Here is a 25,245-nt window from a genome sequence, read left to right as displayed (position 1 = left end):
CCGTACTGGTCTACACCATTAGTGGCCAGGTCCCGAGCCCTACGTGCAACAGCGTCGTACGCAGGTCACCGCCGAGGGCGTGGGGGGTTAGTGGCATCCCTGAGGAGGGTGGCGTGAAGCGCAAGCTCGCAGCCGCGATAGTGATCGCGGGCATGATGGTCTCCGTTGCGGCGTGCGGCGGGAGCAAGAGCGACGACAGCAAGGACGCGGGTCCGGACAGCTGGAAGGGCCAGACGCTGACCGTCTGGACGATGGACGGCTCCGCGCCGGAGCAGTGGACCAAGGACGTCCAGGCCGCCTTCGAGAAGAAGACCGGCGCCAAGGTGAAGTTCGAGATCCAGAAGTGGGACGGGATCCAGCAGAAGATCACCACCGCCCTCTCGGAGGACAACCCGCCGGACGTCCTGGAGGTCGGCAACACCCAGACCCCCGCCTACGCCTCCACCGGTGGCCTCGCCGACCTCAGCGACGTCAAGAAGGCCGTCGGCGCCGACTGGACCGCCTCCGTCTCCCAGTCCTCCGTCTTCGACGGCAAGCAGTACGCCGCCCCCTGGTACTTCGCCAACCGCGTCGTCATCTACAACAAGAAGATCTGGTCCCAGGCCGGCATCACGTCCACGCCGAAGACCCGTGACGAGTTCTTCAAGGACCTGGACACCATCGGCAAGAAGACGGACGCCGAGCCGATCTACCTGCCGGGCCAGAACTGGTACTTCCTGGACGGCCTGATCGTCGGCCAGGGCGGCGACCTGGTGAAGAAGCAGGGCGACAAGTACGTCTCCAACCTCGCCGACCCCAAGGTGAGCGCGGCCATGGAGATCTACAAGAAGTACGCCTCCTACTCCAAGGCCCCCAAGGACAAGGACGAGGCCACCCCGCAGCAGGCGACGGTCTTCGCCAAGGGCAAGACCGGTGCCTTCATCGGCATGGGCTGGGAGGCCGCCACCGCCATCCAGGCCAACAAGGCCATCGAGAAGGACCTCGGCTACTTCACCATCCCGGGCGCCACCGCGGACAAGCCCGAGGGCGTCTTCCTCGGCGGCTCCAACCTGGCCGTCGCCCAGAACAGCAAGAAGCAGTCCCTGGCCAAGGAGTTCCTGAAGGTCGCCCTGTCCGACCAGTACGAGGGCGAGCTGGCCAAGCTCAGCGGCGTCATCCCGAACAAGGAGTCCCTGGAGAGCAACCTCAAGGGCAACGGCGCCGCCGAGGCCGCGGCCCCGGGCGCCGCGGTCGGCGGCACCACCCCGCTGATCCCCGAGTGGGCCGCGGTGGAGAACACCCCGAACCCCATCAAGTCGTACATGACCGCCGTGCTGAACGGTAAGTCCCCGGCCGCCGCCGCCAAGGACGTCGAGGGTCAGATCAACGAGCGTCTGGCCCAGCAGAACTAGTCCCACGCCGGGGGCGTCACCGCGACGCCCCCGGCTCACCTGCGCCGTGCGCGTTCCCCTGGCGCCCGCAGGGCACACGAATGCCGTACGGCCACGGAAGAGATGACGACTCATGTCAGTGCAGACCGAAGGCACGGACACGGCCGGGGAGCCCGCTGTCCGCAAGGCCCGGATGCCGGCGCCCCCGCGCGGTGAGGCCGGCGCCTCCCGGTCCGCGGCCGGCCGTGCCGCCGCCGCCCCCTATCTCCTCCTGCTGCCCGCGCTGGCGGCCACGCTGGTCCTGCTGGGCTGGCCGCTGGTCAAGAACGGCATGCTGTCGTTCCAGAACCTCAACCCGCGGCAGCTCATCCAGCACCTCACCGAGTGGAACGGCTTCCACAACTACCAGCAGGTCCTGACCGGTTCGGACTTCTGGAAGGTCGTCGAGCGCTCGGTCTTCTTCACCGCCGCCAACGTCGTCCTGATCATGGTGATCGGCACCCTGACCGGACTGCTGCTGGCCCGCCTCGGCAAGAAGATGCGCCTCACCCTCCTGGTGGGCCTCGTGCTCGCCTGGGCCATGCCCGTCATCGCCGCCACCACCGTCTACCAGTGGCTGTTCGCCCAGCGCTTCGGCGTCGTCAACTGGGTCCTGGACAAGCTGGGCTGGCACTCGATGGCCGACTACAACTGGATGGGCAGCCAGTTCTCCACGTTCTCGGTGATCGTCGTGCTCATCGTGTGGCAGTCGATCCCGTTCGTCGCGATCAACCTGTACGCCGCCACCACCACCATCCCCAAGGAACTGTACGAGGCGGCGTCCCTGGACGGCGCCGGCGCCTGGCAGAGCTTCACCTCCGTGACCCTGCCCTTCCTGCGGCCCTTCCTCTACTCCACGACCTTCCTTGAGGTCATCTGGGTCTTCAAGGCGTTCCCGCAGGTCTTCGCCATGAACGAGGGCGGCCCCGACCGGCTCACCGAGACCCTGCCGATCTACGCCTACGTCGAGGGCGTCGGCAACCAGCACTTCGGGGTCGGCGCGGCGATCTCCTTCCTGACCATCCTGGTGCTGCTCGTCATCACCTCGTACTACCTGCGCATGGTGCTCAAGCAAGAGGAGGACGAGCTGTGAAGCGCTCGCTCTTCGGCCGTATCTGGCCCAACGCGACCGCCGTGGTCCTCTTCGTCGGCTTCGTGTTCCCCGTCTACTGGATGTTCGCCACGGCCTTCAAGCCGACCGGCGACATCATCACCGAGAACCCGGTGTGGTTCCCCACCCACGTCACCTTCGGCCACTTCGACAAGGCGGTCCACGCGGACCACTTCTGGACGCTGGTCGTCAACTCCGTCACCGTGACGCTCTGTTCGGTGGTGCTGTCGCTCGTCATCGCCCTGTTCGCCTCGTTCGCGCTCGCCCGGATGCGATTCAAGGGCCGGCGCGGTTTCATCATCACGTTCATGCTGGCGCAGATGGCCCCCTGGGAGGTCATGATCATCGCCATCTACATGATCGTGCGCGACGGCGACATGCTGAACAGCCTGGTGCCGCTCACCGTCTTCTACGCGATGATGGTGCTGCCCCTCACCGTCCTCACGCTGCGCGGCTACATCGCCGCCGTGCCGAAGGAGCTGGAGGAGTCGGCGATGGTCGACGGCTGCACCCGCGTCCAGGCCTTCCGCAAGGTGATCTTCCCGCTGCTCGCGCCCGGACTGATGGCCACCTCGCTGTTCGGGTTCATCACCGCCTGGAACGAGTTCCCGCTGGTCCTGATCCTCAACAAGGACATCGAGAAGCAGACCCTGCCGCTGTGGCTGTCCCAGTTCCAGACCGCCTTCGGCGACGACTGGGGCGCCACCATGGCCGCGTCGTCCCTGTTCGCGCTGCCCATCCTGATCCTCTTCATCTTCCTGCAACGCAAGGCTGTCAGCGGTCTCACCGACGGCGCCGTGAAGGGATGACGCCCCCATGACCACACTCGCCACCACCGGGTCCGGCAGCGGCTCCGCCGCGGGCGACACCCTCACCCGGGACGCCCTCGCGGTGCTGCAACCGGGGTTCGCCGGCACCACCGTCCCCGACTGGGTGCGCCGCCGCCTGGGGGAGGGCCTCGCCTCCGTCGCCCTGTTCGGCCGCAACGTCGTCGACGAGGCCCAGGTCACCGCGCTGACCGCGCAGCTGCGCGCGGAGCGGGACGACCTGCTGATCGCCATCGACGAGGAGAGCGGCGACGTCACGCGCCTCGACGTGCGCACCGGCTCCGCCCTCCCCGGCAACCACGCCCTCGGCGCCGTCGACGACCCGGACCTGACCCGTGCCGTCTCCCGCGAGCTGGGCCGCCGCCTCGCCGCCTGTGGCGTCAACTTCGACTGGGCGCCCTCCGCCGACGTCAACGCCAACCCGGACAACCCCGTCATCGGCGTCCGCTCCTTCGGCGCCGACACCGACCTGGTCGCCCGGCACACCGCCGCCTGGGTCGAGGGACTCCAGTCCACCGGCGTCGCCGCCTGCACCAAGCACTTCCCGGGCCACGGCGACACCAACGTCGACTCGCACCACGTCGTCCCCCGCATCGACGTCGACGCGGAGACCCTCTTCGCCCGCGAACTCCCCCCGTTCCGGGCCGCGATCGCCGCTGGCACCCGGGCGATCATGAGCGCGCACATCCTCGTCCCGGCCCTCGACCCGGACCGCCCCGGCACCCTCTCCCCGCGCGTCCTGACCGAGCTGCTCCGCGGCGAACTCGGCTATCAGGGGCTGATCGTCACCGACGGCATCGACATGCACGCGATCTCCGGCACCTACGGCATGGCGCACGGCGTCGTCCTCGCCATCGCGGCCGGCGCCGACGCCATCTGCGTGGGCGGCGGACCGTCCGACGAGGGCACCGTGCTCGGGCTGCGGGACGCGCTGGTGTCCGCCGTACGCTCCGGCGAACTGCCCGAGGAGCGGCTCGCCGACGCGGCCGCCCGGGTGCGCGAGCTGGCGAGCTGGACCGCCGCCGCGCGCGGCGACGCGGCGAAGGCGGAACCCGCGCCGGAGATCGGCCTGACCGCGGCCCGCCGCGCGGTGCGCGTGACCCGGTCCGGTCCGGCCGCGCCCGTCGACGCGCCCGTGTACGTGGCCCAGTTCAACCCCGCACCCAACATCGCCGTCGGCGACCAGACCCCCTGGGGCGTCGCCGACGAGCTGCGGCGGCTGCTGCCCGGCAGCCGTGACGGCTCCTTCACCGGCGCGGACGCGGGCGCCCTCGCCCTCGCCGCCGCCGACGGCCGCCGGATCGTCGCCGTGGTCCGCGACGAACACCGCCACGACTGGATGCGCACCGCCCTCGACACCCTGCTCGCCGCCCGCCCCGACACCGTCGTCGTGGAGATGGGCCTGCCCGGCGCCGCCCCGCGCGGTGCCCTGCACATCGCCACCTACGGCGCCGCCCGCGTCTGCGGCGTCGCGGCCGCCGAGGCCGTCGTCGCGGGCTGAACCCCGCCCCACCCCTGCGGGCTCCGCCCGCCATGGTCCGGCGGGGACCGCCTCTCCGCCCCGAGTCCGGTGAGGATCGCTTCCTCGCCCCCACCCGGCGGGGACCGTGTCCCCGCCCCGCACGGCCGCCGCCCGTCCCCCACACGCCCGACCGGCGGGCGGCGGCCGCCCTCCACGCCTTTCAGGGAACCTGGTGGCCCTCTCGCGCCCCGGCGCATGCCACCGGCACATGTCTCACCGCCATCCGCATCCGTCATCCCGGAGTGCCCGCATGCAGACACCCGCCCCCTATCTCCACCGCGCGGCGTCCCACCGCCCCTACTTCAGCGCCGACGGGGAGACCTACCTCGCCCCGACCCCTCTGCGCGACATCCAGAAGTCCCTCCCGCTCAGGGTGCTCTCCGAAGAGGACTTCGCCTTCTGGCAGACGTACGGCTACGTCGTCGTCCGCGAGGCCATCACCCCCGGCGAGGCCAAACAACTCCTCGACTTCGCCTGGCAGTTCCAGGGCCTCGACCCCGACCGGCCGGACACCTGGTACGAGGAGCCGGAGTTCCGCTCCGAACTCGACCAGCACCTGTTCATCTACGGCTTCGTCGAGGCGTACCACCACCAGCTCATCTGGAACAGCCGCCAGACCCAGCGGGTCCACGACGCCTTCGTGGACGTCTGGGACTGCGAGGAGCTGTGGGTCACCCTCGACCGCCTCAACCTCAACCCGCCCAACAGGCACACCCGTTCGCGCGCCCTGATCGACCCCACCGACGAGGGCTTCGACATCGAACTGCACTGGGACGTCGACAGCACCCTCGCCGTGCTGCCCCAGCGCGTACAGGGCATCATCGCCCTCAACGACACCCGCCCCGAACTCGGCGGCTTCCAGTGCGCCCCGGAACTCTTCCGGCGCTTCGAGGAATGGCGCGTCGCCCAGCCACCGGGCCGCGACCCCATCCGCCCGAACGCCGACCGCGCCGAGTTCCCCGTGGTCCGCCCCGACCTCCAGGCCGGCGACCTGCTGATCTTCAACGGCCTGCTCGCGCACGGCGTCGCCCCGAACCGCTCTGACAACGGTGTCCGGGCCGTGCAGTACCTGTCGATGATGCCCGCCCTGGAGGAGCACACCGCCCTGCGCGACTCCCGCGTGCACTCCTGGCGCACCCTCGCCACCCCCGACTGGAACGCCACCCTGCTCGGTGACGCCCGCCGGCCGGAGGCCCTGCGCTACGGGCCCGCCGAACTGACCGGGCTCGGGCGCAAGCTGCTCGGCCTCGACTCCTGGACCAACGGGGACGACGCACAGTGAACCGGATCTGCCTCTGCCTGCCCACCAACCGGGCCTGCCCGACGACGATCACCGCCCTGCACGCCGAAGCCGACCACGCCGCACGGCATTTCGGCGCCGACGTCCAACTGCTGATCCTCGACTCCGCCGACGAGCGCACCCGGGCCGACCACCTGAGCGCGATCGCCGCACTGCCCGAGCGGCCGCGCGTCACGGTCCACCACCTGGACGAGACCGAGCAGCGCGCCCGGCTCGGCGAGCTGATCGACAAGGCGGGCCTGCCCTCCCGCCTGCTGCCCCTGATGCTCCCGCCCACCGTCTCCTACGGCGCCTGCACCAACCGCGCCTTCCTGTTCGCGGCCGCCCTCGGCTGCGACTCCGTGCACCGCAGGGACTCCGACAGCACCTACCAACTCCACGCCGGACAACCGGTGTTCCCCGTCCACCACGAGCTGCCCTGGCTGGGCCGCCCCGCCGCCGAGGCCACGGCCGCCGGTCTGCGCACCGACCTCGACCCGGCCCACGCCCACCACCCGGTGTCCATGGTGGGCGCCTCCTTCATCGGCGAACTCTCCGTCGACATCGGCGAGATACGGAGCCTGGACCCGGCCGTCTACCACGACGTGGTCAGCCTCTGGGCCCCCGGCGACTGGCCGGAGGAGCGGACCCGGGACCTGGTGGCCGAGTCCTTCACGGGCGCGGGCACCGCCCCCTTCACCGGCGATCGTTCGATCCTCACCCTGGTCGACCCGATGCGGGTGGACATGTGCAACATCGCCTTCGACCGGGCGGTCTACGAACGGGTCCCGCTGCCACCGGCCACCGACACCATCGGCAGCGACTACTTCCTCATCCACCTCGTCCACGACGCGACCCTGCCCGGCATCCTGCACAACCGCCACATCGAGAACTTCCACACCCCCGAACGCCGCACCCCCGCCGGCTTCCTCGCCTACCAGCGCCGCTTCGTGAAGTTCCTGCTGTCGATGCGCTACTTCCACCACGTCTACGACCGCATGACCGGGGCGGGCACCGCCCTCCTGGACGACCTCGGACACCTGCGGCCCGAGACGGTCACGGCCTTCCTCCGCGAGAGCACCGCCCTGGACCGCACCGAGAACATCTGGCGCCTGGACCGGCTGGACACGGCCTACCGCAAACTGGGCGGCAAGTACGCCGAGTTCGCCGACCTGGTGGCGGAGGAGCGCGAGACACTGCTGGACGAGGCACGGTCGGACATCGAGGACTACGCCCGGCTGATCGAGTCCTGGCCCGCACTGATCGAGGCGGCCCGCACATGAGCGCACCGCAGGGGCACGGGACCGGGCCCGGCGCGCGGCCGCCGGCCCGGGACCGCGAGCGCCCGCCGCGCACCCGGGCGGGCGCGCTCACCGCGGCCCTGTCCGCCGCCGACACCGACCGCATCGTCTACGACCTCACCGGCATCGAGGGCCAGTACGACTCACTGCTGGCCGAGCTGCCCGGCACCCTGATCCGCTTCGCCCTCAAGGCCTGCCCGGTGGACGAGGTCCTCACCTGCCTCGCCGACCGCGGCGCGGGATTCGACGCCGCGAGCCCCGCCGAGATCGCCCAGGCCCTGCGCACCGGCGTCGGCCCCGGCCGCGTCCACTACGGCAACACGGTCAAGTCCGACCAGGACATCCGCGAGGCCCACCGGCTGGGCGTGCGCACCTTCGCCACCGACAGCGTCGAGGACGTCACGGCCATCGCCCGGCACGCCCCCGGCGCCCGGGTGTTCTGCCGCCTCGCCACCAGCGGGCAGGGCGCGCTGTGGGGCCTGAACCGCAAGTTCGGCTGCGCCCCCGAGGACGCCGTACGGGTGCTGGAGACCGCCCGTGCGGCGGGCCTGACCCCGGCCGGTCTCTCCGTCCACGTCGGCTCCCAGCAGATGACCGCCGAGGGCTGGCAGGCGGCCTTCGACCTGCTCGCCGACACCCTGACCGCGCTGGCCGGGCGGGGGATCGCACCCGACCACGTCAACCTCGGCGGCGGCCTGCCCGCACTCGGCTACCGGGACCGCCACGGCAACCCCCTGGACCCGCCCCTCGACAAGATCCTCACCGTGCTCCGCGAGGGCATGGAGCGCCTGCGCGCCCTCGCCCCCGTCGACTTCGTCATGGAACCCGGCCGCCACCTGGTCGCCGACCACGGCGCCGTCCGCGCCCATGTCGCCCGCCTCACCCGCCGCCGGCAACCGGACGGCGAGGACGCGCACTGGCTGTACCTCAGCTGCGGCAAGTTCAACGGCCTCTACGAGATGGACCAGCTGACCCACGAGATGGTCTTCCCCGGCCAGCCCGGGACGGCGGACACGGTGCCCGCGATCGTCGCCGGTCCGACGTGCGACAGCGACGACGCGTACGGGGAGGGCCGTCACCCGGTGCGCGTCCCCGTGACGGTCACCTCAGGCGACCCGGTGTGGATCCTCTCCGCCGGCGCCTACGCCACCAGCTACACCACCCGGGGCTTCAACGGCTTCGGCCCACTGCCCTGCTCCTGCGTCCGCACGCACCACCGTCCAGACGACGAACGGCCTTGAGATGGAACACCGCATACACATCCGGGAGATCTCGGCCCGCGACTGGCCCCGCCTCGCGGCCCTGGAACACGAGGCCTACGCGCACCTCTCCCTCGCCGAGGGCGAGGAACTGCTGCGCTCCCGGGCCGCCTCCTCACCCGCCACCTGCTTCGCCCTCGACGCGGACGGCCGCGTCGCGGGCTACGCCCTGGCCCTGCCCTACCCCCACCTCGACTGCCCGGACCCCACCCGCCCGGAACACGCGGTCCACCGCGCCGCCACCAACCTCCACCTGCACGACCTCGTGATCAGCGCGCCCCTGCGCCGCAGGGGCCTCGGCACCCGCCTGGCCCGCCATGTGACCGACGTGGCCGCCGCCCTGGGCTTCGAGACCGTCTCGCTGGTCGCGGTCGACGGCAAGGAGACGTTCTGGCGCGGCAACGGCTACGAACCCCACCACGAGGCCCGCGTCCCGGCGGCCTACGGCAGGGACGCGCTCTACATGTCCGCGACCACCACCGCACTCCTGCCCCGCGAGACGGTGAGGACCCGCTGATGCCCTCCTTCGCGCGGGCCAAGTGGTCGATCGCGGCACTGTTCTGCTTCCTCGGCTTCCAGTACGGCACCTGGGTCTCCCGCCTCCCCGCGCTGAAGACCCGCCTGGACCTGGGAGCCGGGGAAGTGGGTCTCCTCCTGATGGCCTGCGGAGCGGGCGCGGCGGCCGCGTTCCCCCTGGTCGCGGTCCTGATGCGGCGCCTGGGTTCGCGCCGCCTGGCCCTGTGGTCGGCGGTGGCCCTGATCGCCGTACTGGCGGCCCTGTCGGTGGTCCCCGACTACCCCCTCGCGCTCCTCGCGGTCTGCGCGGACGGCGTGGCCGTCGGCTGTCTCAACGTCGCCATGAACGCCCAGGGCGCGGCCCTGGAGACGGCGTACGGCCGGACGGCGATGTCCCAGCTGCACGCCACGTTCAGCGCGGGTCTGCTCGCGGCGTCCCTCCTCACCTCGGGGGTCACCACCCTGACGCAGTCGGTGCCGGCCCACTTCGCGGCGGCCGGAGCGCTCCTGCTCCTCCTGCCGGCGACCGCCCGCCGGGCCCTGCTGCCCGACACCTCCCCGCCGCCCGCCACCGCCGGGAAACAGCCGAGACGCCGCAGGCTGCCCTCCTGGACCACCCTCCTGATGGGCTGCGCCATGACGTTCGGCACCATCACGGAGGGGGCGATGAACGACTGGTCGACCCTCTACCTCAAGGACTCGGTCAAGGCGTCGTCCACGGTGGCCCCGCTCGGCATCGCGGTCGTCTCCGCGACGATGCTCCTGGCCCGGGCGCGCGCGGACCGCTGGCGCGACCGCTGGGGCGACGGCCCGGTGGTGCGGGCCGGCAGCGCGCTGGCCGCCGTCGGTCTGGCCCTGGCCCTGCTGGCCGGCGGGGTGGTCCCGACCCTCCTGGGCTTCGCCTGCGTGGGTCTGGGCGCGGCCGCCATCACCCCGTGCGTCTACGTCGCCGCCGCCGAACACGGCTCCGACGCGCTGTCGTTGGTCGCCGCCATGGGCACCACGGGCCTGCTGGCGGGCCCCGCCCTGATCGGCTTCGTGGCGGGCGCGGGCGGTCTCACCCTGGGCATGGCGGTGGTCGCGGCCTCGGCCCTGGCGGTCACCCTGACCGCGGCGTGGATCCCCTGGCGCGAGCGCGCCGTCCGGCGGGCCGGGCGACCGGTGGCCGCCGCATAAGTGTTCGCGCGCGCACCGCGTCCTGGCATAGCGTCGTCGGCCGAAAGGATCGTGAACTCGCCTCTACCGAAGGATCGTCGTGGTGACGGAGGACGAGCCCCCCAGACCGCTGCCCTGGCACCGGCTGACCGCCGCGGCGCGCTCCGCGCTCGGCGGCGGCCGCCGGCTGGAGGCGGCGCGGCGGCTGGCGGGCGGCAGCAAGAAGGGCGTCTACCGCCTGCGGATGGACGACGCGACGACGGCGATCGCCTACGTCTGGGACGACAGCGAGAACTACTGGCCCGCGACGGCCGGCGACGACGACCTGGCGGACCCCTTCGCACCGGGCACCGGCCCGGACCTCTTCGCGGCCGCCCACACCCGGCTGACCGCCCTGGGCGTCCGGGTCCCGGCGCTCCGCCTCCTCGACCGCACCGGCCCGGGCCTGGCGATCGTCGAGGACCTCGGCGGCCGGACCCTGGAGGCGCTGCTCGCCGACGCCCCCCAGGCGGCCGCCCGGGCCATGGCCGGACTGCGCGACGCCCTGTCGGCGATGGACGCCCACCGGGCCCCCGCCTACGGCAAGGTGGCCCTGGTCGACGGCGGGGGCCGCGCGCACGGCACGAGCTGCGAGCAGGTCGTTCTGGCCCGGGCCCTTCAGGACCTGGCCGAGGCCGCCGTGCGCGAGCCCCGTCTCGCGGCGGCCAGGACCCGCCTGACGGACCACCTGCTCGCCCTGGCCGCCGAGGTGCGCCCCCGTACCCGTCACACGGTGGTCCACGGCGAACTGGGCCCGGACCACGTCCTGGTGGACGCGACGGGAACCCCCGCCCTGATCGACATCGAGGGCACCATGTACTTCGACCGCGAATGGGAACACGCCTACCTCCGCATCCGGCTGGGCGACTCCTACGGCCCCCTGTCCGCCCCCGGTCTGGACGCCCCCAGGCTCGCCTTCTACACCCTGGCCCACCACCTCTCCCTCACCGCGGGCCCGCTGCGCCTGCTGGACGGCGACTTCCCCCACCGCGCGGTGATGCGGGCGATCGCGGAGCACAACCTGAGGAAGGCCCTGGATCACGAACGCATGACGACTCTTCATTGAATCGCCAACTACCTTCACATACCCTTCACTTCCTGTCATGCTCCTCGGTCTCACATCACGACAAGCCGTTGGAGAACGCGAGAGGGACGAGACCAAGCCCACCGCCGAGCACAGTCACAGCGCGCCCTTCGCGGCCGGCGGCGCGGTCGCGCCGGGTGCCGGCGCCCCTGTCGCGCACCGCCTGCCGGGCCTCGCGATGAAGCGCCGCGGACCCGTCGCCGTGTGGCTGGGCCTGCCGATCGTCACGCTCGGGATCTACCACCTGGTGTGGTACTACAAGATCCACAAGGAGTTGCAGGAGTTCGACCGGCGCCGGACCCTCAGCCCGGCGGGCAGCATGCTGGTCCTGCTCTTCCTGAGCTGGACCCTGATCGCTCCGCTGGTCTCCTACCACAACACCGGCAAGGCCATCGCGAACGCGCAGCGCGCGGCCGGTCTGCCGGTGACGTGCAGCCCCTCCGTGAGCACCTGGCTCTCCTTCGTCTTCGGCCTGAACATCTGGTACATGCAGCGCCAGCTCAACCTGGTCGTCGACGCCTACCCGGGCGTCGCCCCGGGCACCGAGGTGCCGCTCGCGGCCTGACCCCGGTGCCGTCCCGCCCACACCGCCGGGGTCCGGCCCGACCACGGCGCGGCCCGTTCGAGCTGTCCGGCGAGGCGGAAGAGCCGGCCTTCGAGGCCGTGACCGGCCGCGAACTGCATGCCGATCGGAAGCCCCGTACCGGGATCGGCCGTCACCGGCACGGACATCGCGGGCGTGCCCGCCACGTTGAACGCCATGGTGAACGGCGCGCGGTCGAGGACACGGGCGATCCACCCGAGGCCGTCCAGCGCCTGCGCGCCCTCGGCCTGGGCGCCCAGCGGCGCCGGAAGCTCCGGCAGGGTCGGGGTGAGCAGGATGTCGTGGCCCTCGAAGGTACGCGCCAGGCTCCGCGCGACCCGGTTGCGGATCGCGAGGGCGGCGGCGAACAGGGGGCCGCCGACCCGCTGCCCGTAGCGGTAGCCGGCCAGGCTCACCGGTTCCAGGGTCGAGGAGTCGACGGGCCGGCCGAGGGCGGCGGCCAGCCCGTCCACCATGGCCGCCAGGTTCACCGTCATCAGCCGGGCGTTGGCCAGCACGAACTCCTCCCAGTCCGCGCCGAGTTCGACCGTGACCTGCTCCACGTGGTGGCCGAGGGATTCGAGCAGCCGGACGGTGCGGGACAGAGCGTCGGCCACGGGCGGCGTGGTGCGGCGGCCGCCCCAGGCCTGGGCGAGCACGCCGATGCGCAGCCGGCCCGGGTGGCGGGTGACCTCCTGCGCGTACGGGCGTGACGGCTGCCGGACGACGTAGGGATCGCCGGGCTCCGGGCCGCTGATCGCGTCGAGCAGGGCCGCGCTGTCGCGCACGGTGCGGCTGACGGCGCCCTGCACGGCCAGGCCGCTGAAGACCTCGTCGGCGTCGGGCCCCATGGAGACCCGGCCGCGGGTGGGCTTCAGCCCGAAGAGCCCGTTGCAGGCGGCGGGGATGCGGAGGGAGCCGGCGGCGTCGGTGGCGTGCGCGATCGGGACCACCCCGGCGGCGACGGCCGCGCCCGCGCCCCCGCTGGAACCGCCCGCGCTGCGCGTCGGATCCCACGGGTTGCGGGTCGCGCCGTACAGCACCGGTTCCGTCGTGATGTCGTACGCCAGCTCCGGCGTCGCGGTGCGCCCGATGGTCACGAGGCCGGCCCGGCGCAGGCGCGCCATCAGGAAGGAGTCGGCCCGGGCGACATGGCCGGCCGCCAGCCGGCTGCCCAGCTCCGTCCGCCGGCCGGCCATGGCGACCCCGATGTCCTTGATCAGGAACGGCACCCCGGCCAGCGGTGCGCTGCCGGGCCGTGGCTCGTCGTCGGCCGGCCACGTCTCCACGACGGCGTTGATCCGCGGACCGACCGCCGCCGCGGCCTCGTGTGCGGCCGCCTCCAGTTCCGCGGGGGTCACCTCGCGCCCGGCCACCAGCTCCGCGAGCCCGACCGCGTCGTAGCTCGCGTACTCGGTCACTCTCACTGTCCCTCCCGGACAAAGCGATACTCGTGAGTCTCGTGCGATACCGATCGGTATCGAGCGGGACGGACTGGTACCGTAGCAGGGCTGAGGAACACGCGAACCGCTCGGACGTCACGGAGTAGTCATGGCTTCGACCAGCAGCAGGCCGGGCAGGGTGGCGAAGCTGCCGCCCCGTGAACGCATCCTCGACGCGGCGGAAGAGCTCTTCCAGAGCGAGGGGATCCGGCGGGTCGGCGTCCAGGCGATCGCCGAGAAGGCCGAGACCACCAAGATGGCGATCTACCGGCACTTCGAGACCAAGGACGCGCTGGTCGCGGAGTGGCTGCGGATCGTCGCCGCCGACTACCAGGCGGCCTTCGACCGGGCCGAGGCCGAGCACCCCGGGCAGCCCCGGGAGCAGATCCTGGCCCTGGCCCGCTTCATCGCCGACGGACTGCCCGCGATCTCCCACCGGGGCTGCCCGTTCATCAACTCCATCGCCGAACTGCCCGACCGCGACCACCCCGCACGGCAGGTCGTCGAGCGGCACAAGGCCCGTCAGACCCGCCGGCTGGTCGGCATGTGCGCGCAGGCCGGGCTGCCCGACCCCGAGCAGGCCGCGGCCGAGCTCACTTTCGTCCTCGAAGGCGCACAGGTCAGCGCGCAGAACGGAAGCATCGACCGGGCGGGGGAGCGGCTGATGAGGATCGTCGAGGCGATACTCGACCGGCCCGGCACCAACGCCTCCGGCCCGACCGCCGGCTGACCGCCCCGAACCGCCTCCTCACACAGACCGCCCAGACACGGCAGACTCCTTCGGGCCCAGGCACTCACTACGCGCGAGTCGCTGGCCTTCATCGAGAAGTTGCTTTCCCCTCGCCGGATGCCGGCGTCGGCATACGCCGGCCCGGCCGTCACCGTCCGCCCCAGGGCACTCGGTTCACGACGGTGGTCGCCTTCTCGGCAGGGCGATCGGGGTGACGGTGGACCCGACCCGCGCCACGCGGCCACTCGCATAACGAGGTCTCAACGAACCTGCTCATAAAGGCCCTTGGGGCGCGCGGCGACTGTAAGTTCTTGCCATGAAACAGGGTAAAGAGGTCGAGAATCCCGAGTCGCGCTTCTTCGCGGTGCTGCTGGCGGCGGCCAAGCTCCCCGGTGTGCGTATCCACCGGGAGGCCTACCTCCGGACGGCGCTGCGGCGCCACTGCACCGAGGATGAGATCCGCACAGCGATCGAAGAGACTCCCGCGGCGGCGGGTATCTCCGTCGACGTTCTGGAGAGGGCGGCCAACGACTCGATCCGCTACGAGACCGCCAAGGTCAGTGCCCTCTCCGCCGCGGCCGGCATACCCGGCATCCTCGCCCTTCCCGCCACGGTGCCCGCCGACGTGGCACAGTACGTCGGCCACATGCTGCGTATCGCGCAGAAGCTCGCCTATCTCTACAGCTGGCCCGAACTGTTCTCCGACGAGGGCGATGATGTCGACGACGCCACCATGGGGGTGCTCACGCTGTTCTTCGGCGTGATGTTCGGGACCCAGTCGGCGAACGCCGCTGTGGGGAAGGTCGCGGGGATGATGTCGGAGCAGGTCGCCAAGAAGCTGCCCCAAAAGGCGCTCACCAAGGGCGTCGTCTATCCGATCGTGAAGAAGGTCGCGGCCTACATCGGCGTCAAGATGACGAAGGAGTCGTTCGCGAAGGCCGTCTCGAAGGCCATCCCTCTCGTAGGGGCTGCCGTCTCCGGCGGGTTCACCCTTGCGACCTACCTTCCGATGGCCAAGAGGCTCAAGAAGCACCTCGCGGGCCTGCCGCTGGCTGACCCGTCGCAGCGGGGGACGGATGGGACCGTCGTGGACGGCGAAGTCGTGGACGAGCACGAATCCTTCGTCACGGCACACGCTGGACGGCACGGCACGGACTCCGCTGCCGTCGAGCTGGAGGAACCCGCGTCCTGACGCCCGAGAGGGTCGTGAGCGCGAGCCGGACAGACAGCCCCAACGCCGCCGCGCCCGGCTGCCCGGCCGTCCGACCGAAACCCCCAGGAAAGCCCAAGAGGCGCCTTACCTGTGCCCTCCTGCCTCGTTTTTGGACGGGCAGGAGGGCTCTCGTGACTATTCCTCTCGAAACCTTCAGATGTCCCGGAAGATCTCGATCTGCGCCCCGATCGAGTTCAGCCGCTCCGCGAGGTCCTCGTAACCGCGGTTGATGACGTACACGTTGCGCAGCACCGACGTACCCTCCGCCGCCATCATCGCCAGCAGGACGACCACGGCGGGGCGCAGGGCCGGGGGGCACATCATTTCGGCGGCGCGCCAGCGGGTGGGGCCCTCGACCAGGACGCGGTGGGGGTCCAGCAATTGGAGGCGTCCGCCGAGGCGGTTGAGGTCGGTGAGGTAGATCGCGCGGTTGTCGTAGACCCAGTCGTGGATGAGGGTCTGGCCGGAGGCGACCGCGGCGATGGCGGCGAAGAAGGGGACGTTGTCGATGTTCAGGCCCGGGAAGGGCATGGGGTGGATCTTGTCGATCGGCGCCTCCAGCTTGGAGGGGCGGACCGTGAGGTCGACCAGGCGGGTGCGGCCGTTGTCCGCGAAGTACTCCGGGGAGCGGTCGTGGTCCAGGCCCATCTCCTCCAGGACCGCCAGCTCGATCTCCAGGAACTCGATGGGCACGCGGCGCACGGTCAGTTCGGACTCGGTGACCACCGCGGCGGCCACCAGGCTCATCGCCTCGACCGGGTCCTCGGAGGGGGAGTAGTCGACGTCGACGTCGATGTTCGGCACGCCGTGCACGGTCAGCGTGGTGGTGCCGATGCCCTCCACCTTCACGCCCAGCGCCTCAAGGAAGAAACACAGGTCCTGGACCATGTAGTTGGAGGAGGCGTTGCGGATGACGGTCACGCCGTCGTGCCGCGCGGCGGCCAGCAGCGCGTTCTCCGTCACGGTGTCCCCGCGCTCGGTCAGCACGATCGGGCGGTCGGGGCGGACCGTGCGGTCCACCTGCGCGTGGTACTGGTTCTCGGTCGCCGCGATCTGGAGGCCGAACCGGCGCAGTGCGATCATGTGCGGCTCGATGGTGCGGGTGCCGAGGTCGCAGCCGCCGGCGTACGGCAGCTTGAACTGGTCCATCCGGTGCAGCAGCGGGCCAAGGAACATGATGATGGAGCGGGTACGGACGGCCGCCTCGGCGTCGATCGCCGTCATCTCCAGCTCGGCCGGCGGCACCAGTTCCAGGTCGACCCCGTCGTTGATCCAACGGGTGCGCACGCCGATGGAGTTGAGCACCTCCAGCAGGCGGTACACCTCCTCGATGCGCGCGACCCGGCGCAGCACGGTGCGGCCCTTGTTCAGCAGGGAGGCGCACAGCAGGGCGACACAGGCGTTCTTGCTCGTCTTGACGTCGATGGCGCCGGACAGCCGGCGTCCGCCGACGACCCGCAGGTGCATCGGACCGGCATAGCCCAGTGACACGATCTCGCTGTCGAGCGCCTCACCGATGCGCGCGATCATCTCAAGGCTGATGTTCTGGTTGCCGCGCTCGATGCGGTTCACCGCGCTCTGGCTGGTGCCGAGCGCCTCCGCGAGCTGCGTCTGTGTCCAGCCCCGGTGTTGCCGGGCGTCACGGATGAGCTTGCCGATGCGTACGAGGTAGTCGTCTGCCATGAGGTTGAGGTTATCTCAGATATGAGATGGTGCCCGTTGGGGGGTCCATTCGGGTGATGGCGTGTCAACGGCCTGCGGGTTCGGGCGGATACGACGGCGGTGGGCGATTCGTTACGTATTGCCGTTCGCGGCGGATTTACTCGCTTACGGGGCGCCGGGGAAGCGGGGAGGAGTAGACGACGCTGGTCGTCACGGAGCCCAGACCGCCGATCCGGCCCGAAATCTCCTCCAGATGGCGCATCGAGCGCGCCGCCACCTTGATGACGAAGCAGTCGTCGCCCGTCACGTGGTGCGCCTCCAGGATCTCCGGCATCGCCGCGACCAGGTCGTGGAACGGCTTGTAATGGCCGTTCGGGTAGCGCAGCCGCACGAACGCCATGATCGTCAGCCCCACCTTGGCCGGGTCCACGACTGCCGCGTAGCCGCTGATCACCCCCGCCTCCTCCAGCCGCCGCACGCGCTCGGTGACCGCGCTGGCCGACATGGAGACGGTGCGCGCGAGGTCGGCGAAGCTGATCCGGCCGTCCCGCTGGAGGGCGTCGAGAATGCGCCAGTCGATGGCGTCCAGGGATATCGCGGTCATGGACGAGAAATAGCACGGATTCCCCGGCCGACCTGCGCCGGATGCCGTGGATCGTGCCTTCAGAGTGCCGGGCGAGGCCCATAGATTCGGTGCCCGGACGGCGATCGAGCCGTTCGCCCCCGCACCAGGAGAGGACCCGAGCCGTGCCCGCGACCGTCACCAACCCCGTTCTGCGCACCGCCCCCGCCGCCCCCGCCGAAGCCGCCGCCCACTTCCGCGCCCTGCTCCGTTTCCACGCCGACGTCGCCGATGTCGCCGCCGCCCTCGGCGCCGGGGGCGACCCCGGATTCGTCCTCCTCGACTCCCGCTCCACGCCGTCCTGGGAGCAGGGGCACATCCCCGGCGCCGTCCACCTCCCCACCGCGCTCATCCCCGAACGGGCCGCCGGCCTGCTCGACCGGTCCGTCCCCGTCGTCACCTACTGCTGGGGCCCCGGCTGCAACGGCGCCACCCGCGCCGCCCTCGCCCTCGCCGAACTCGGCTACCAGGTCAAGGAGATGCTCGGCGGATTCGAGTACTGGGTGCGCGAGGGGTTCGCCTACGACACCGCCCACGGTCCGCAGCACCCCGCCGCCGACCCCCTCACCGCCCCGGCCGCGGCCGCCTGCGGCTGCTGACGCCGCCCGACCGCCGCCGGCCTCAGTCCCGCGCCGGCGGCCGGGCCCAGGCGCGGACGGCCAGCTTGCCGGTGGTGCCGAGGTCGAGGTGGGGCGTCACGGTCACCGGCGCGGCGCCCCGCTTCGCCCGCACCCTGACGTACGGGACGTCCACAGGGGTGCCGAACCCGGTGGTGTCGCGCCACATGAGGCCCGAGACGGCGCTCTCGCCGGGCTTCAGGACCAGCGGGCGGGCCGGCTCGTCGAACCGGGCGTCGGTGCCGACGCCCCCGCCGCCGTGCACGATCCGCACGCCCCGGACGGGCGCCAGGTCCTCGTCCAGCGGTTCGAGCAGCGGATAGCCGTCGAGCGCGTAGTCCCGCTTCCCGCAGTTCTCCAGGCGCAGGCCCACCACGCGCAGTCCCATCGCGGCGTCGCCGGCGTCGGCCGTGAGCCGGATGCCGGAGGGCGGGCACTGGCCGGGGGCGGGTGGCGCCTCGGCGGCGGGCACCCGGGTCACCTGGGCGACCTTGACGCGGCTCACCCGGGAGGAACCGGGGGCGGGCGCGCCCAGCCGGACCGTGCCGCGCCGGGTGGCGCCGGGGGCGAGGGAGCGCACCGTCTCGCGGCGGTTGCCCATGACCTCGCCGGCGTCCGTGGTGAAGTCGAACAGGATCGTGTACGTCAGTGCCTCGGTGCCGCTGTTGGTGACCTCGTAGGCGGCCGAGATCCCGGAGTCGCCGGTGGCGGGGAGCGGGTCGGGGTGCACCCGGAACAGGTCGGAGGGGGTGGGGGCGGGCGTGGCGGAGGGGAGGGTGATCGAGGTGATCCGGACGCCCTCCACCGGCGGGTCGGTGACCGGGACCCCGGACGCGGGCGCGGCGGCGCCGGGGGTGCCCGCGTGTTCGGATCCGCACGCCGTGAGCAGCAGCAGCACGGCGAGGGCCGGGAGGAGTGGCGTGGCTCTGCGCATCGGCTCATCCCATCAGGGCCGCGGGTACCGGGCCATGGCGGAAGCCACAGTTCCGGCCGCGGGCGCGACGGGGCGGACGGCAGCCCGCGCCCCGGCCCGGCATGACCATCCGCCACCGATGTACTAGAGTTATCTCGACATCGAGATATCTGCCGAGGCGCACCGCGGTCGCCACTCCGGTAAGGCATGCCTAACTTAGCCTGACCTCACTGGACCGGCCAAGCCGGCGTGGCGGCACGATTGACGGTGGTACGCGCACATCAATGAAGGAGACTGTCGTGTCGGCGAACAGCTTCGACGCCCGCAGCACGCTGCAGGTGGGCGACGAGTCGTACGAGATCTTCCGGCTGGACAAGGTGGAGGGCTCGGCCCGGCTGCCGTACAGCCTCAAGGTCCTGCTGGAGAACCTGCTCCGCACCGAGGACGGCGCGAACATCACCGCCGACCACATCCGCGCCCTCGGCGGCTGGGACTCCCAGGCCCAGCCCAGCCAGGAGATCCAGTTCACGCCGGCCCGCGTGATCATGCAGGACTTCACCGGCGTGCCCTGTGTCGTGGACCTCGCCACCATGCGCGAGGCCGTCAAGGAGCTGGGCGGCGACCCGGCCAAGATCAACCCGCTGGCCCCGGCCGAGCTGGTCATCGACCACTCCGTCATCGCCGACAAGTTCGGCACCAACGACGCGTTCAAGCAGAACGTCGAGCTGGAGTACGGCCGCAACAAGGAGCGCTACCAGTTCCTGCGCTGGGGCCAGACCGCCTTCGACGAGTTCAAGGTCGTCCCGCCGGGCACCGGCATCGTGCACCAGGTGAACATCGAGCACCTGGCCCGTGTCGTCATGGTCCGTGACGGCAAGGCCTACCCCGACACCCTGGTCGGCACCGACTCGCACACCACCATGGTCAACGGCCTCGGCGTCCTCGGCTGGGGCGTCGGCGGCATCGAGGCCGAGGCCGCCATGCTCGGCCAGCCGGTCTCCATGCTGATCCCGCGCGTCGTCGGCTTCAAGCTCACCGGTGAGCTCCAGCCCGGCACCACCGCCACCGACCTCGTGCTCACCATCACCGAGATGCTGCGCAAGCACGGCGTCGTCGGCAAGTTCGTGGAGTTCTACGGCGAGGGCGTGGCCGCCACCTCCCTGGCCAACCGCGCCACCATCGGCAACATGTCGCCGGAGTTCGGCTCCACCGCCGCGATCTTCCCGATCGACGACGAGACCCTCAACTACCTGCGCCTGACCGGCCGCAGCGAGCAGCAGGTCGCGCTCGTCGAGGCCTACGCCAAGGAGCAGGGCCTCTGGCTGGACCCGAAGGCCGAGCCGGACTTCTCCGAGAAGCTGGAGCTCGACCTGTCCACGGTCGTCCCCTCCATCGCCGGCCCGAAGCGCCCGCAGGACCGCATCGTCCTCGCCAACGCCGCCGAGCAGTTCAAGCAGGACGTCCGCGCGTACGTCAACGACGAGTACGAGGCCAGCAAGGAGTCCTTCCCCGGCTCCGACGCCCCGTCGACCATCCCGAACGGCACCCCCTCCAAGCCGGTCACCGTCACCGCCCCCGACGGCACCACCTACGAGCTGGACCACGGTGCGGTCACCGTCGCGGCCATCACCTCCTGCACCAACACGTCCAACCCGTACGTCATGATCGGCGCCGCCCTGGTCGCCAAGAAGGCGGTCGAGAAGGGCCTGACCCGCAAGCCGTGGGTCAAGTCCACCCTCGCCCCGGGCTCGAAGGTCGTCACCGACTACTTCGAGAAGGCCGGCCTCACGCCGTACCTGGACAAGCTGGGCTTCAACCTGGTCGGCTACGGCTGCACCACCTGCATCGGCAACTCCGGCCCGCTGCCGGAGGAGGTCTCCAAGGCCGTCAACGACCACGACCTCGCGGTCACCTCGGTCCTCTCCGGCAACCGGAACTTCGAGGGCCGCATCAACCCCGACGTCAAGATGAACTACCTGGCGTCCCCGCCGCTGGTCGTCGCCTACTCCATCGCGGGCTCCATGAAGGTGGACATCACCCGTGACGCCCTGGGCACCGACCAGGACGGCAACCCGGTCTACCTGAAGGACATCTGGCCGACCGAGGCCGAGGTCAACGAGGTCGTCGCGGCCGCCATCGGCGAGGACATGTTCGAGAAGTCGTACTCGGACGTCTTCGCGGGCGACGCCCAGTGGCAGGCCCTCCCGGTCCCGACCGGCGACACCTTCGAGTGGGACACCGAGTCCACCTACGTCCGCAAGCCCCCGTACTTCGAGGGCATGGGCATGGACCCGGCCCCGGTCGAGGACATCGCCGGCGCCCGCGTCCTGGCCAAGCTGGGCGACTCGGTCACCACCGACCACATCTCCCCGGCCGGCGCCATCAAGGCCGACACCCCGGCCGGCAAGTACCTCACCGAGCACGGTGTGGAGCGCCGCGACTTCAACAGCTACGGCTCCCGCCGCGGCAACCACGAGGTCATGATCCGCGGTACGTTCGCCAACATCCGCCTGCGCAACCAGATCGCGCCGGGCACCGAGGGCGGCTACACGCGTGACTTCACGCAGGACGGCGGCCCGGTCTCCTTCATCTACGACGCCTCGCAGAACTACCAGGCCGCCGGCATCCCGCTGGTCGTCCTGGCCGGCAAGGAGTACGGCTCCGGCTCGTCGCGCGACTGGGCCGCCAAGGGCACCGCGCTCCTCGGCGTCAAGGCCGTCATCGCCGAGTCGTACGAGCGCATCCACCGCTCGAACCTCATCGGCATGGGCGTCCTGCCGCTGCAGTTCCCGGAGGGTGCCTCCGCCCAGTCCCTCGGCCTGACCGGCGAGGAGACCTTCTCCATCTCCGGCGTCACCGAGCTGAACGAGGGCACCACGCCGCGCACGGTCAAGGTCACCACCGACACCGGTGTCGAGTTCGACGCGGTCGTCCGCATCGACACCCCCGGTGAGGCCGACTACTACCGCAACGGCGGCATCATGCAGTACGTGCTGCGCAACCTGATCCGCAAGTAAGCGGCAGGGCGACGCGGTCGAGGGCCGCACCCCCGGGCAGGGGGTGCGGCCCTCCGTCGTCCGCGCTCACAGATCGAACGAGTCCAGCGAATCGAGCGAGTCCAGCGAGACCTCCGGGAAACCCGGCAGCCCCTGGCGCACCGCCATCTCCGCCCAGATCACCTTCCCCTGCGGCGAGTAGCGCGTCCCCCACCGCTCGGTCATCTGCTGCACCAGGAACAGCCCTCGGCCGCCCTCGTCCGTCGTCGCGGCGTACCGCAGGTGCGGTGAGGTACTGCTCCCGTCGGCCACCTCGATGATCAGCGCCCGGTCCCGGATGAGCCGCAGCCGTACCGGCTCGGAGCCGTACCGGATCGCGTTGGTGACCAGCTCGCTGAGCACCAGTTCCATGCCGAAGGCCGCCTCCTCCAGGCCCCACCGGGCGAGCCGGTCGGACACGGCGCGCCGCAGCCCCGACACGGCGGCCGGATCGGCGGGCACGTCCCACTCGGCCACCTGGTCCGGGGTGAACGCCCGGGTGCGCGCGATCAGCAGGGCCACGTCGTCCCTGGGTCCCTCGGGCAGCAGCTCCTCCAGCACCGCCCGGCAGCCCGCCTCCGGGGACCGGTCGGGATGGCCGGCCAGTGCCCGGCGCAGCAGCTCCATGCCCTCGTCCAGGTCGCGGGCCCGGTCCTCGATCAGGCCGTCGGTGTACAGCACCAGCTGGCTGCCCTCGGCCAGCTCCAGCTCGGCCGTCCGGAACGGCAGGCCCCCGAGGCCGAGCGGCGGCCCGGCCGGCAGCTCCGGGTAGGTGACGGTGCCGTCGGGACGCACCAGGGCGGGCGCCAGGTGCCCCGCGCGGGCCATGGCGCACCGACGGGTCACCGGATCGTAGATCGCGTACAGGCAGGTGGCGCCCACGATCTCGGCCGCGCTCCCGCTGCCGGACTCGTCCTGGTCGATGCGGCCCACCAGGTCGTCCAGATGGCTCAGCAGCTCGTCGGGCGGCAGGTCGAGGGTGGAGAAGTTGTGCACCGCGGTCCGCAGCCGGCCCATCGTGGCGGCGGCGTGCAGTCCGTGGCCGACCACGTCGCCCACGGCCAGCGCCACCCGGCCGCCGGGCAGCGGGATGACGTCGAACCAGTCCCCGCTCACCCCGGACTGCGCGGGCAGATAGCGGTAGGCGACGTCCAGCGCGCTCTGCTCGGGCAGCGCGCGCGGCAGCAGACTGCGCTGGAGGGTGACCGCCAGCGTGTGCTCACGGGCGTAGCGGCGGGCGTTGTCGACGCTCACCGCCGCCCGGGCCACCAGCTCCTCCGCCAGCGACAGGTCCTCCTCGTCGAAGGGGTCCCGCTTGGCCCGGTAGAAGTTGGCGATGCCCAGCACCACCCCGCGGGCCCGGATCGGGGCGGAGACCAGGGACTGGATGCCGTAGTCGAGGACGGCCTGGGTGCGCGCCGGGTCCTGGGCCCGCCAGCCAACGGCGGCGGACAGGTCGGGGACCAGCTCGGAGCGGCCGGTGTGGTAGCCGCGGGCCTGGGGCGTGGACGGCTTGAAGTGGATCAGCCGGTCCTTCTCGTACAGGGGGTGGTCCCCGCGGACGCCGTGCACGGCCAGCCGGCGCAGGGTGCCGGCGGTGGGCGCCGGTTCCTCCCCGTGCAGCACGCCGTCGTCCAGGTCCACGGTGACGAAGTCGGCGAACCGCGGTACGGCGATCCGCGCCAGCTCCTCCGCGGTGCGGCGCACGTCCAGGCTGGTGCCGACGCCCAGACCGGCGTCGTAGAGCAGTTTCAGCCGTTCCCGGGCGACCTCCGCGCGGCCGGACAGCGCCTGCAGCTCGGTGGTGTCGCGCAGGGTGACCACGGTGCCGCGGGGGCCGCCCGCGTGGTCGGTGAGCCGCTGGTTGACCGCCAGCAGCCGTTCCCCGGCGAACAGCACCTCGTCGGTGGCCTCGCGCCCGGAGGCCAGCAGCTCCACCGTCTCCGGGTCGAGTCCGGGCAGCTCGGACAGGTGCCGCCCCTCGGCGTCGGCCGGCAGCCGCAGCAGGCGCCGGCCCTCGTCGTTGACGAGCACCAGCCGGCCGCCGGCGTCGAGGATCAGCACGCCCTCGCGCACCGAGTGCAGCACCGCGTCGTGATGCTCGTACATCCGCGTCATCTCGTCCGGGGCCAGGCTGTGGGTCTGGCGCCGCAGCCGCCGTCCCACCAGCGCGGTCCCGCCGGTCGACAGCACGAGCGCCCCGGCCCCGGCGCCCAGGATGATCGGTATCTGCCGGTCCACCTGGCTGTTGACGTTCTTGACCTTGAGCCCGGCGGAGACGAGGGCGGTCACCCGGCCGCGGGCGTCCTCGACGGGCACGGTGGCCTGCATCTCGTGGCCGAGCGGCCCGTTGACGCTCTCGGTGTACGTCCGGCCCGCCAGCGAAGGCCCGATGTTCCCGACGAACCGCTGCCCGATCTTGCTCGGCATCGGGTGGGTGTACCGGATCCCGTGTGTGTCCATGACCACGATGAAGTCGACCCCCGCCGCCTTGCGCCCGGCCTCGGTGACCGGCTGGAGCACCTTGGACGGGTCCGGGGTCCGCAGCGCCCGGAGGACGCCGGGGGAGTGCGCGAAGGTCTGGGCGACGGCGACGGAACGGCTCCGGGCCTCCGCGAGGGTGTCCCGCTCGGACTGGAGGAACAGCGCGATCACGCTGCTGACCACCAGCAGCACCACGAGGGCCACCTGGAGCAGGAAGACCTGTCCGGCGACGCTGCGGGGGCCCTTGCCGATCAGGGAGCGCCGGCCGGGGCGCTCGGATCGAACGGAGGTGTCCGACATGCCGCATTTGTAGCACTGGAGTTCATGGTGTGGCCATGCGCCGTCCAGCACCTGGACAGGCGTCCTGGGAGCCGGGCGGGCGTCCTGGGGCCGGGCGGGGGACGCGCGCTTCGGTCCGACCGCGTTTGAGGTATGACATAGT

Annotated in this window: 20 protein-coding genes; 15 read left to right on the top strand and 5 right to left on the bottom strand. The window is 71.6% G+C overall.

From position 1 onward, the window contains the following. Positions 1–113 precede the first annotated feature (113 nt). The 11 genes from HZZ00_RS27275 (at position 114) to HZZ00_RS27225 (ending at position 12,067) form a co-directional block, all read left to right on the top strand. Entirely contained in the window at positions 114–1,391 is a 1,278-nt protein-coding gene (locus HZZ00_RS27275; protein ID WP_070025450.1) for an extracellular solute-binding protein, read from the top strand. 112 nt (positions 1,392–1,503) lie between these two features. After that, a complete protein-coding gene (locus HZZ00_RS27270) occupies positions 1,504–2,502 on the top strand; it encodes a carbohydrate ABC transporter permease (protein ID WP_180328930.1) in 999 nt (332 codons plus the stop codon). Beyond that, positions 2,499–3,329 (top strand): carbohydrate ABC transporter permease, encoded by an 831-nt coding sequence (locus HZZ00_RS27265; RefSeq protein ID WP_070025452.1) that lies wholly within the window; start codon positions 2,499–2,501, stop codon positions 3,327–3,329. Before HZZ00_RS27270 ends, HZZ00_RS27265 begins: the two co-directional genes overlap by 4 nt. A gap of 7 nt (positions 3,330–3,336) precedes the next feature. Next, positions 3,337–4,848 (top strand): glycoside hydrolase family 3 protein, encoded by a 1,512-nt coding sequence (locus tag HZZ00_RS27260; protein ID WP_180328929.1) that lies wholly within the window; start codon positions 3,337–3,339, stop codon positions 4,846–4,848. A 271-nt stretch (positions 4,849–5,119) separates the two neighbouring features. Then, positions 5,120–6,151, top strand: a complete 1,032-nt coding sequence (locus tag HZZ00_RS27255) for a phytanoyl-CoA dioxygenase family protein (protein WP_180328928.1) — start codon at positions 5,120–5,122, stop codon at positions 6,149–6,151. Further along, the gene (locus HZZ00_RS27250) at positions 6,148–7,431 is read left to right on the top strand and encodes a DUF6271 family protein (protein ID WP_180328927.1); all 1,284 of its coding nucleotides are present in this window, start codon (positions 6,148–6,150) and stop codon (positions 7,429–7,431) included. Before HZZ00_RS27255 ends, HZZ00_RS27250 begins: the two co-directional genes overlap by 4 nt. After that, complete coding sequence (locus HZZ00_RS27245) at positions 7,428–8,690, top strand: type III PLP-dependent enzyme (RefSeq protein WP_180328926.1); 1,263 nt, start codon at positions 7,428–7,430, stop codon at positions 8,688–8,690. Before HZZ00_RS27250 ends, HZZ00_RS27245 begins: the two co-directional genes overlap by 4 nt. 1 nt (position 8,691) lies before the next feature. After that, positions 8,692–9,225 (top strand): GNAT family N-acetyltransferase, encoded by a 534-nt coding sequence (locus HZZ00_RS27240; protein ID WP_180328925.1) that lies wholly within the window; start codon positions 8,692–8,694, stop codon positions 9,223–9,225. Further along, complete coding sequence (locus HZZ00_RS27235) at positions 9,225–10,400, top strand: MFS transporter (protein ID WP_180328924.1); 1,176 nt, start codon at positions 9,225–9,227, stop codon at positions 10,398–10,400. Before HZZ00_RS27240 ends, HZZ00_RS27235 begins: the two co-directional genes overlap by 1 nt. Positions 10,401–10,482: 82 nt before the next feature. Continuing rightward, the gene (locus tag HZZ00_RS27230; protein WP_257585412.1) at positions 10,483–11,484 is read left to right on the top strand and encodes a phosphotransferase; all 1,002 of its coding nucleotides are present in this window, start codon (positions 10,483–10,485) and stop codon (positions 11,482–11,484) included. Positions 11,485–11,521: 37 nt separating this feature from the next. Continuing rightward, positions 11,522–12,067 carry a DUF4234 domain-containing protein gene (locus HZZ00_RS27225; protein WP_180328923.1) on the top strand — a complete coding sequence of 182 codons (546 nt, stop codon included), beginning with the start codon at positions 11,522–11,524 and terminating at the stop codon, positions 12,065–12,067. On the opposite strand, the gene HZZ00_RS27220 is transcribed toward HZZ00_RS27225, so the two are convergent. Further along, positions 12,022–13,512 carry an amidase gene (locus HZZ00_RS27220; RefSeq protein ID WP_180328922.1) on the bottom strand — a complete coding sequence of 497 codons (1,491 nt, stop codon included), beginning with the start codon at positions 13,510–13,512 and terminating at the stop codon, positions 12,022–12,024. The two genes, HZZ00_RS27225 and HZZ00_RS27220, sit on opposite strands and share 46 nt — an antisense overlap. A 124-nt stretch (positions 13,513–13,636) precedes the next feature. Between HZZ00_RS27220 and HZZ00_RS27215 the strand changes: the two genes are divergently transcribed. Together HZZ00_RS27215 and HZZ00_RS27210 are read left to right on the top strand one after the other, a co-directional pair. Further along, the gene (locus HZZ00_RS27215; RefSeq protein WP_180328921.1) at positions 13,637–14,257 is read left to right on the top strand and encodes a TetR/AcrR family transcriptional regulator; all 621 of its coding nucleotides are present in this window, start codon (positions 13,637–13,639) and stop codon (positions 14,255–14,257) included. A gap of 316 nt (positions 14,258–14,573) precedes the next feature. Then, positions 14,574–15,449, top strand: a complete 876-nt coding sequence (locus HZZ00_RS27210) for a hypothetical protein (RefSeq protein WP_180328920.1) — start codon at positions 14,574–14,576, stop codon at positions 15,447–15,449. Between the two features lie 174 nt (positions 15,450–15,623). On the opposite strand, the gene HZZ00_RS27205 is transcribed toward HZZ00_RS27210, so the two are convergent. Continuing rightward, positions 15,624–17,153 (bottom strand): UDP-N-acetylglucosamine 1-carboxyvinyltransferase, encoded by a 1,530-nt coding sequence (locus tag HZZ00_RS27205; protein WP_180328919.1) that lies wholly within the window; start codon positions 17,151–17,153, stop codon positions 15,624–15,626. Between the two features lie 136 nt (positions 17,154–17,289). Then, entirely contained in the window at positions 17,290–17,736 is a 447-nt protein-coding gene (locus tag HZZ00_RS27200) for an Lrp/AsnC family transcriptional regulator (protein ID WP_180328918.1), read from the bottom strand. A gap of 143 nt (positions 17,737–17,879) precedes the next feature. Between HZZ00_RS27200 and HZZ00_RS27195 the strand changes: the two genes are divergently transcribed. Further along, complete coding sequence (locus HZZ00_RS27195; protein WP_257585411.1) at positions 17,880–18,353, top strand: rhodanese-like domain-containing protein; 474 nt, start codon at positions 17,880–17,882, stop codon at positions 18,351–18,353. Positions 18,354–18,375: 22 nt separating this feature from the next. On the opposite strand, the gene HZZ00_RS27190 is transcribed toward HZZ00_RS27195, so the two are convergent. Then, a complete protein-coding gene (locus HZZ00_RS27190) occupies positions 18,376–19,305 on the bottom strand; it encodes a DUF4232 domain-containing protein (RefSeq protein WP_180328916.1) in 930 nt (309 codons plus the stop codon). Positions 19,306–19,583: 278 nt separating this feature from the next. Here HZZ00_RS27190 and acnA point away from each other — a divergent pair, with 278 nt between their 5' ends. Continuing rightward, entirely contained in the window at positions 19,584–22,301 is a 2,718-nt protein-coding gene (acnA, locus tag HZZ00_RS27185) for an aconitate hydratase AcnA (protein ID WP_306856123.1), read from the top strand. 66 nt (positions 22,302–22,367) lie between these two features. On the opposite strand, the gene HZZ00_RS27180 is transcribed toward acnA, so the two are convergent. Then, positions 22,368–25,103 (bottom strand): SpoIIE family protein phosphatase/ATP-binding protein, encoded by a 2,736-nt coding sequence (locus HZZ00_RS27180; protein WP_180328914.1) that lies wholly within the window; start codon positions 25,101–25,103, stop codon positions 22,368–22,370. Between the last annotated feature and the right edge of the window lie 142 nt (positions 25,104–25,245).

The sequence above is a fragment of the Streptomyces sp. NEAU-sy36 genome (assembly GCF_013423905.1).
Lineage (GTDB): Bacteria > Actinomycetota > Actinomycetes > Streptomycetales > Streptomycetaceae > Streptomyces > Streptomyces misionensis.
This window is presented reverse-complemented; position numbering and strand designations above follow the sequence as displayed.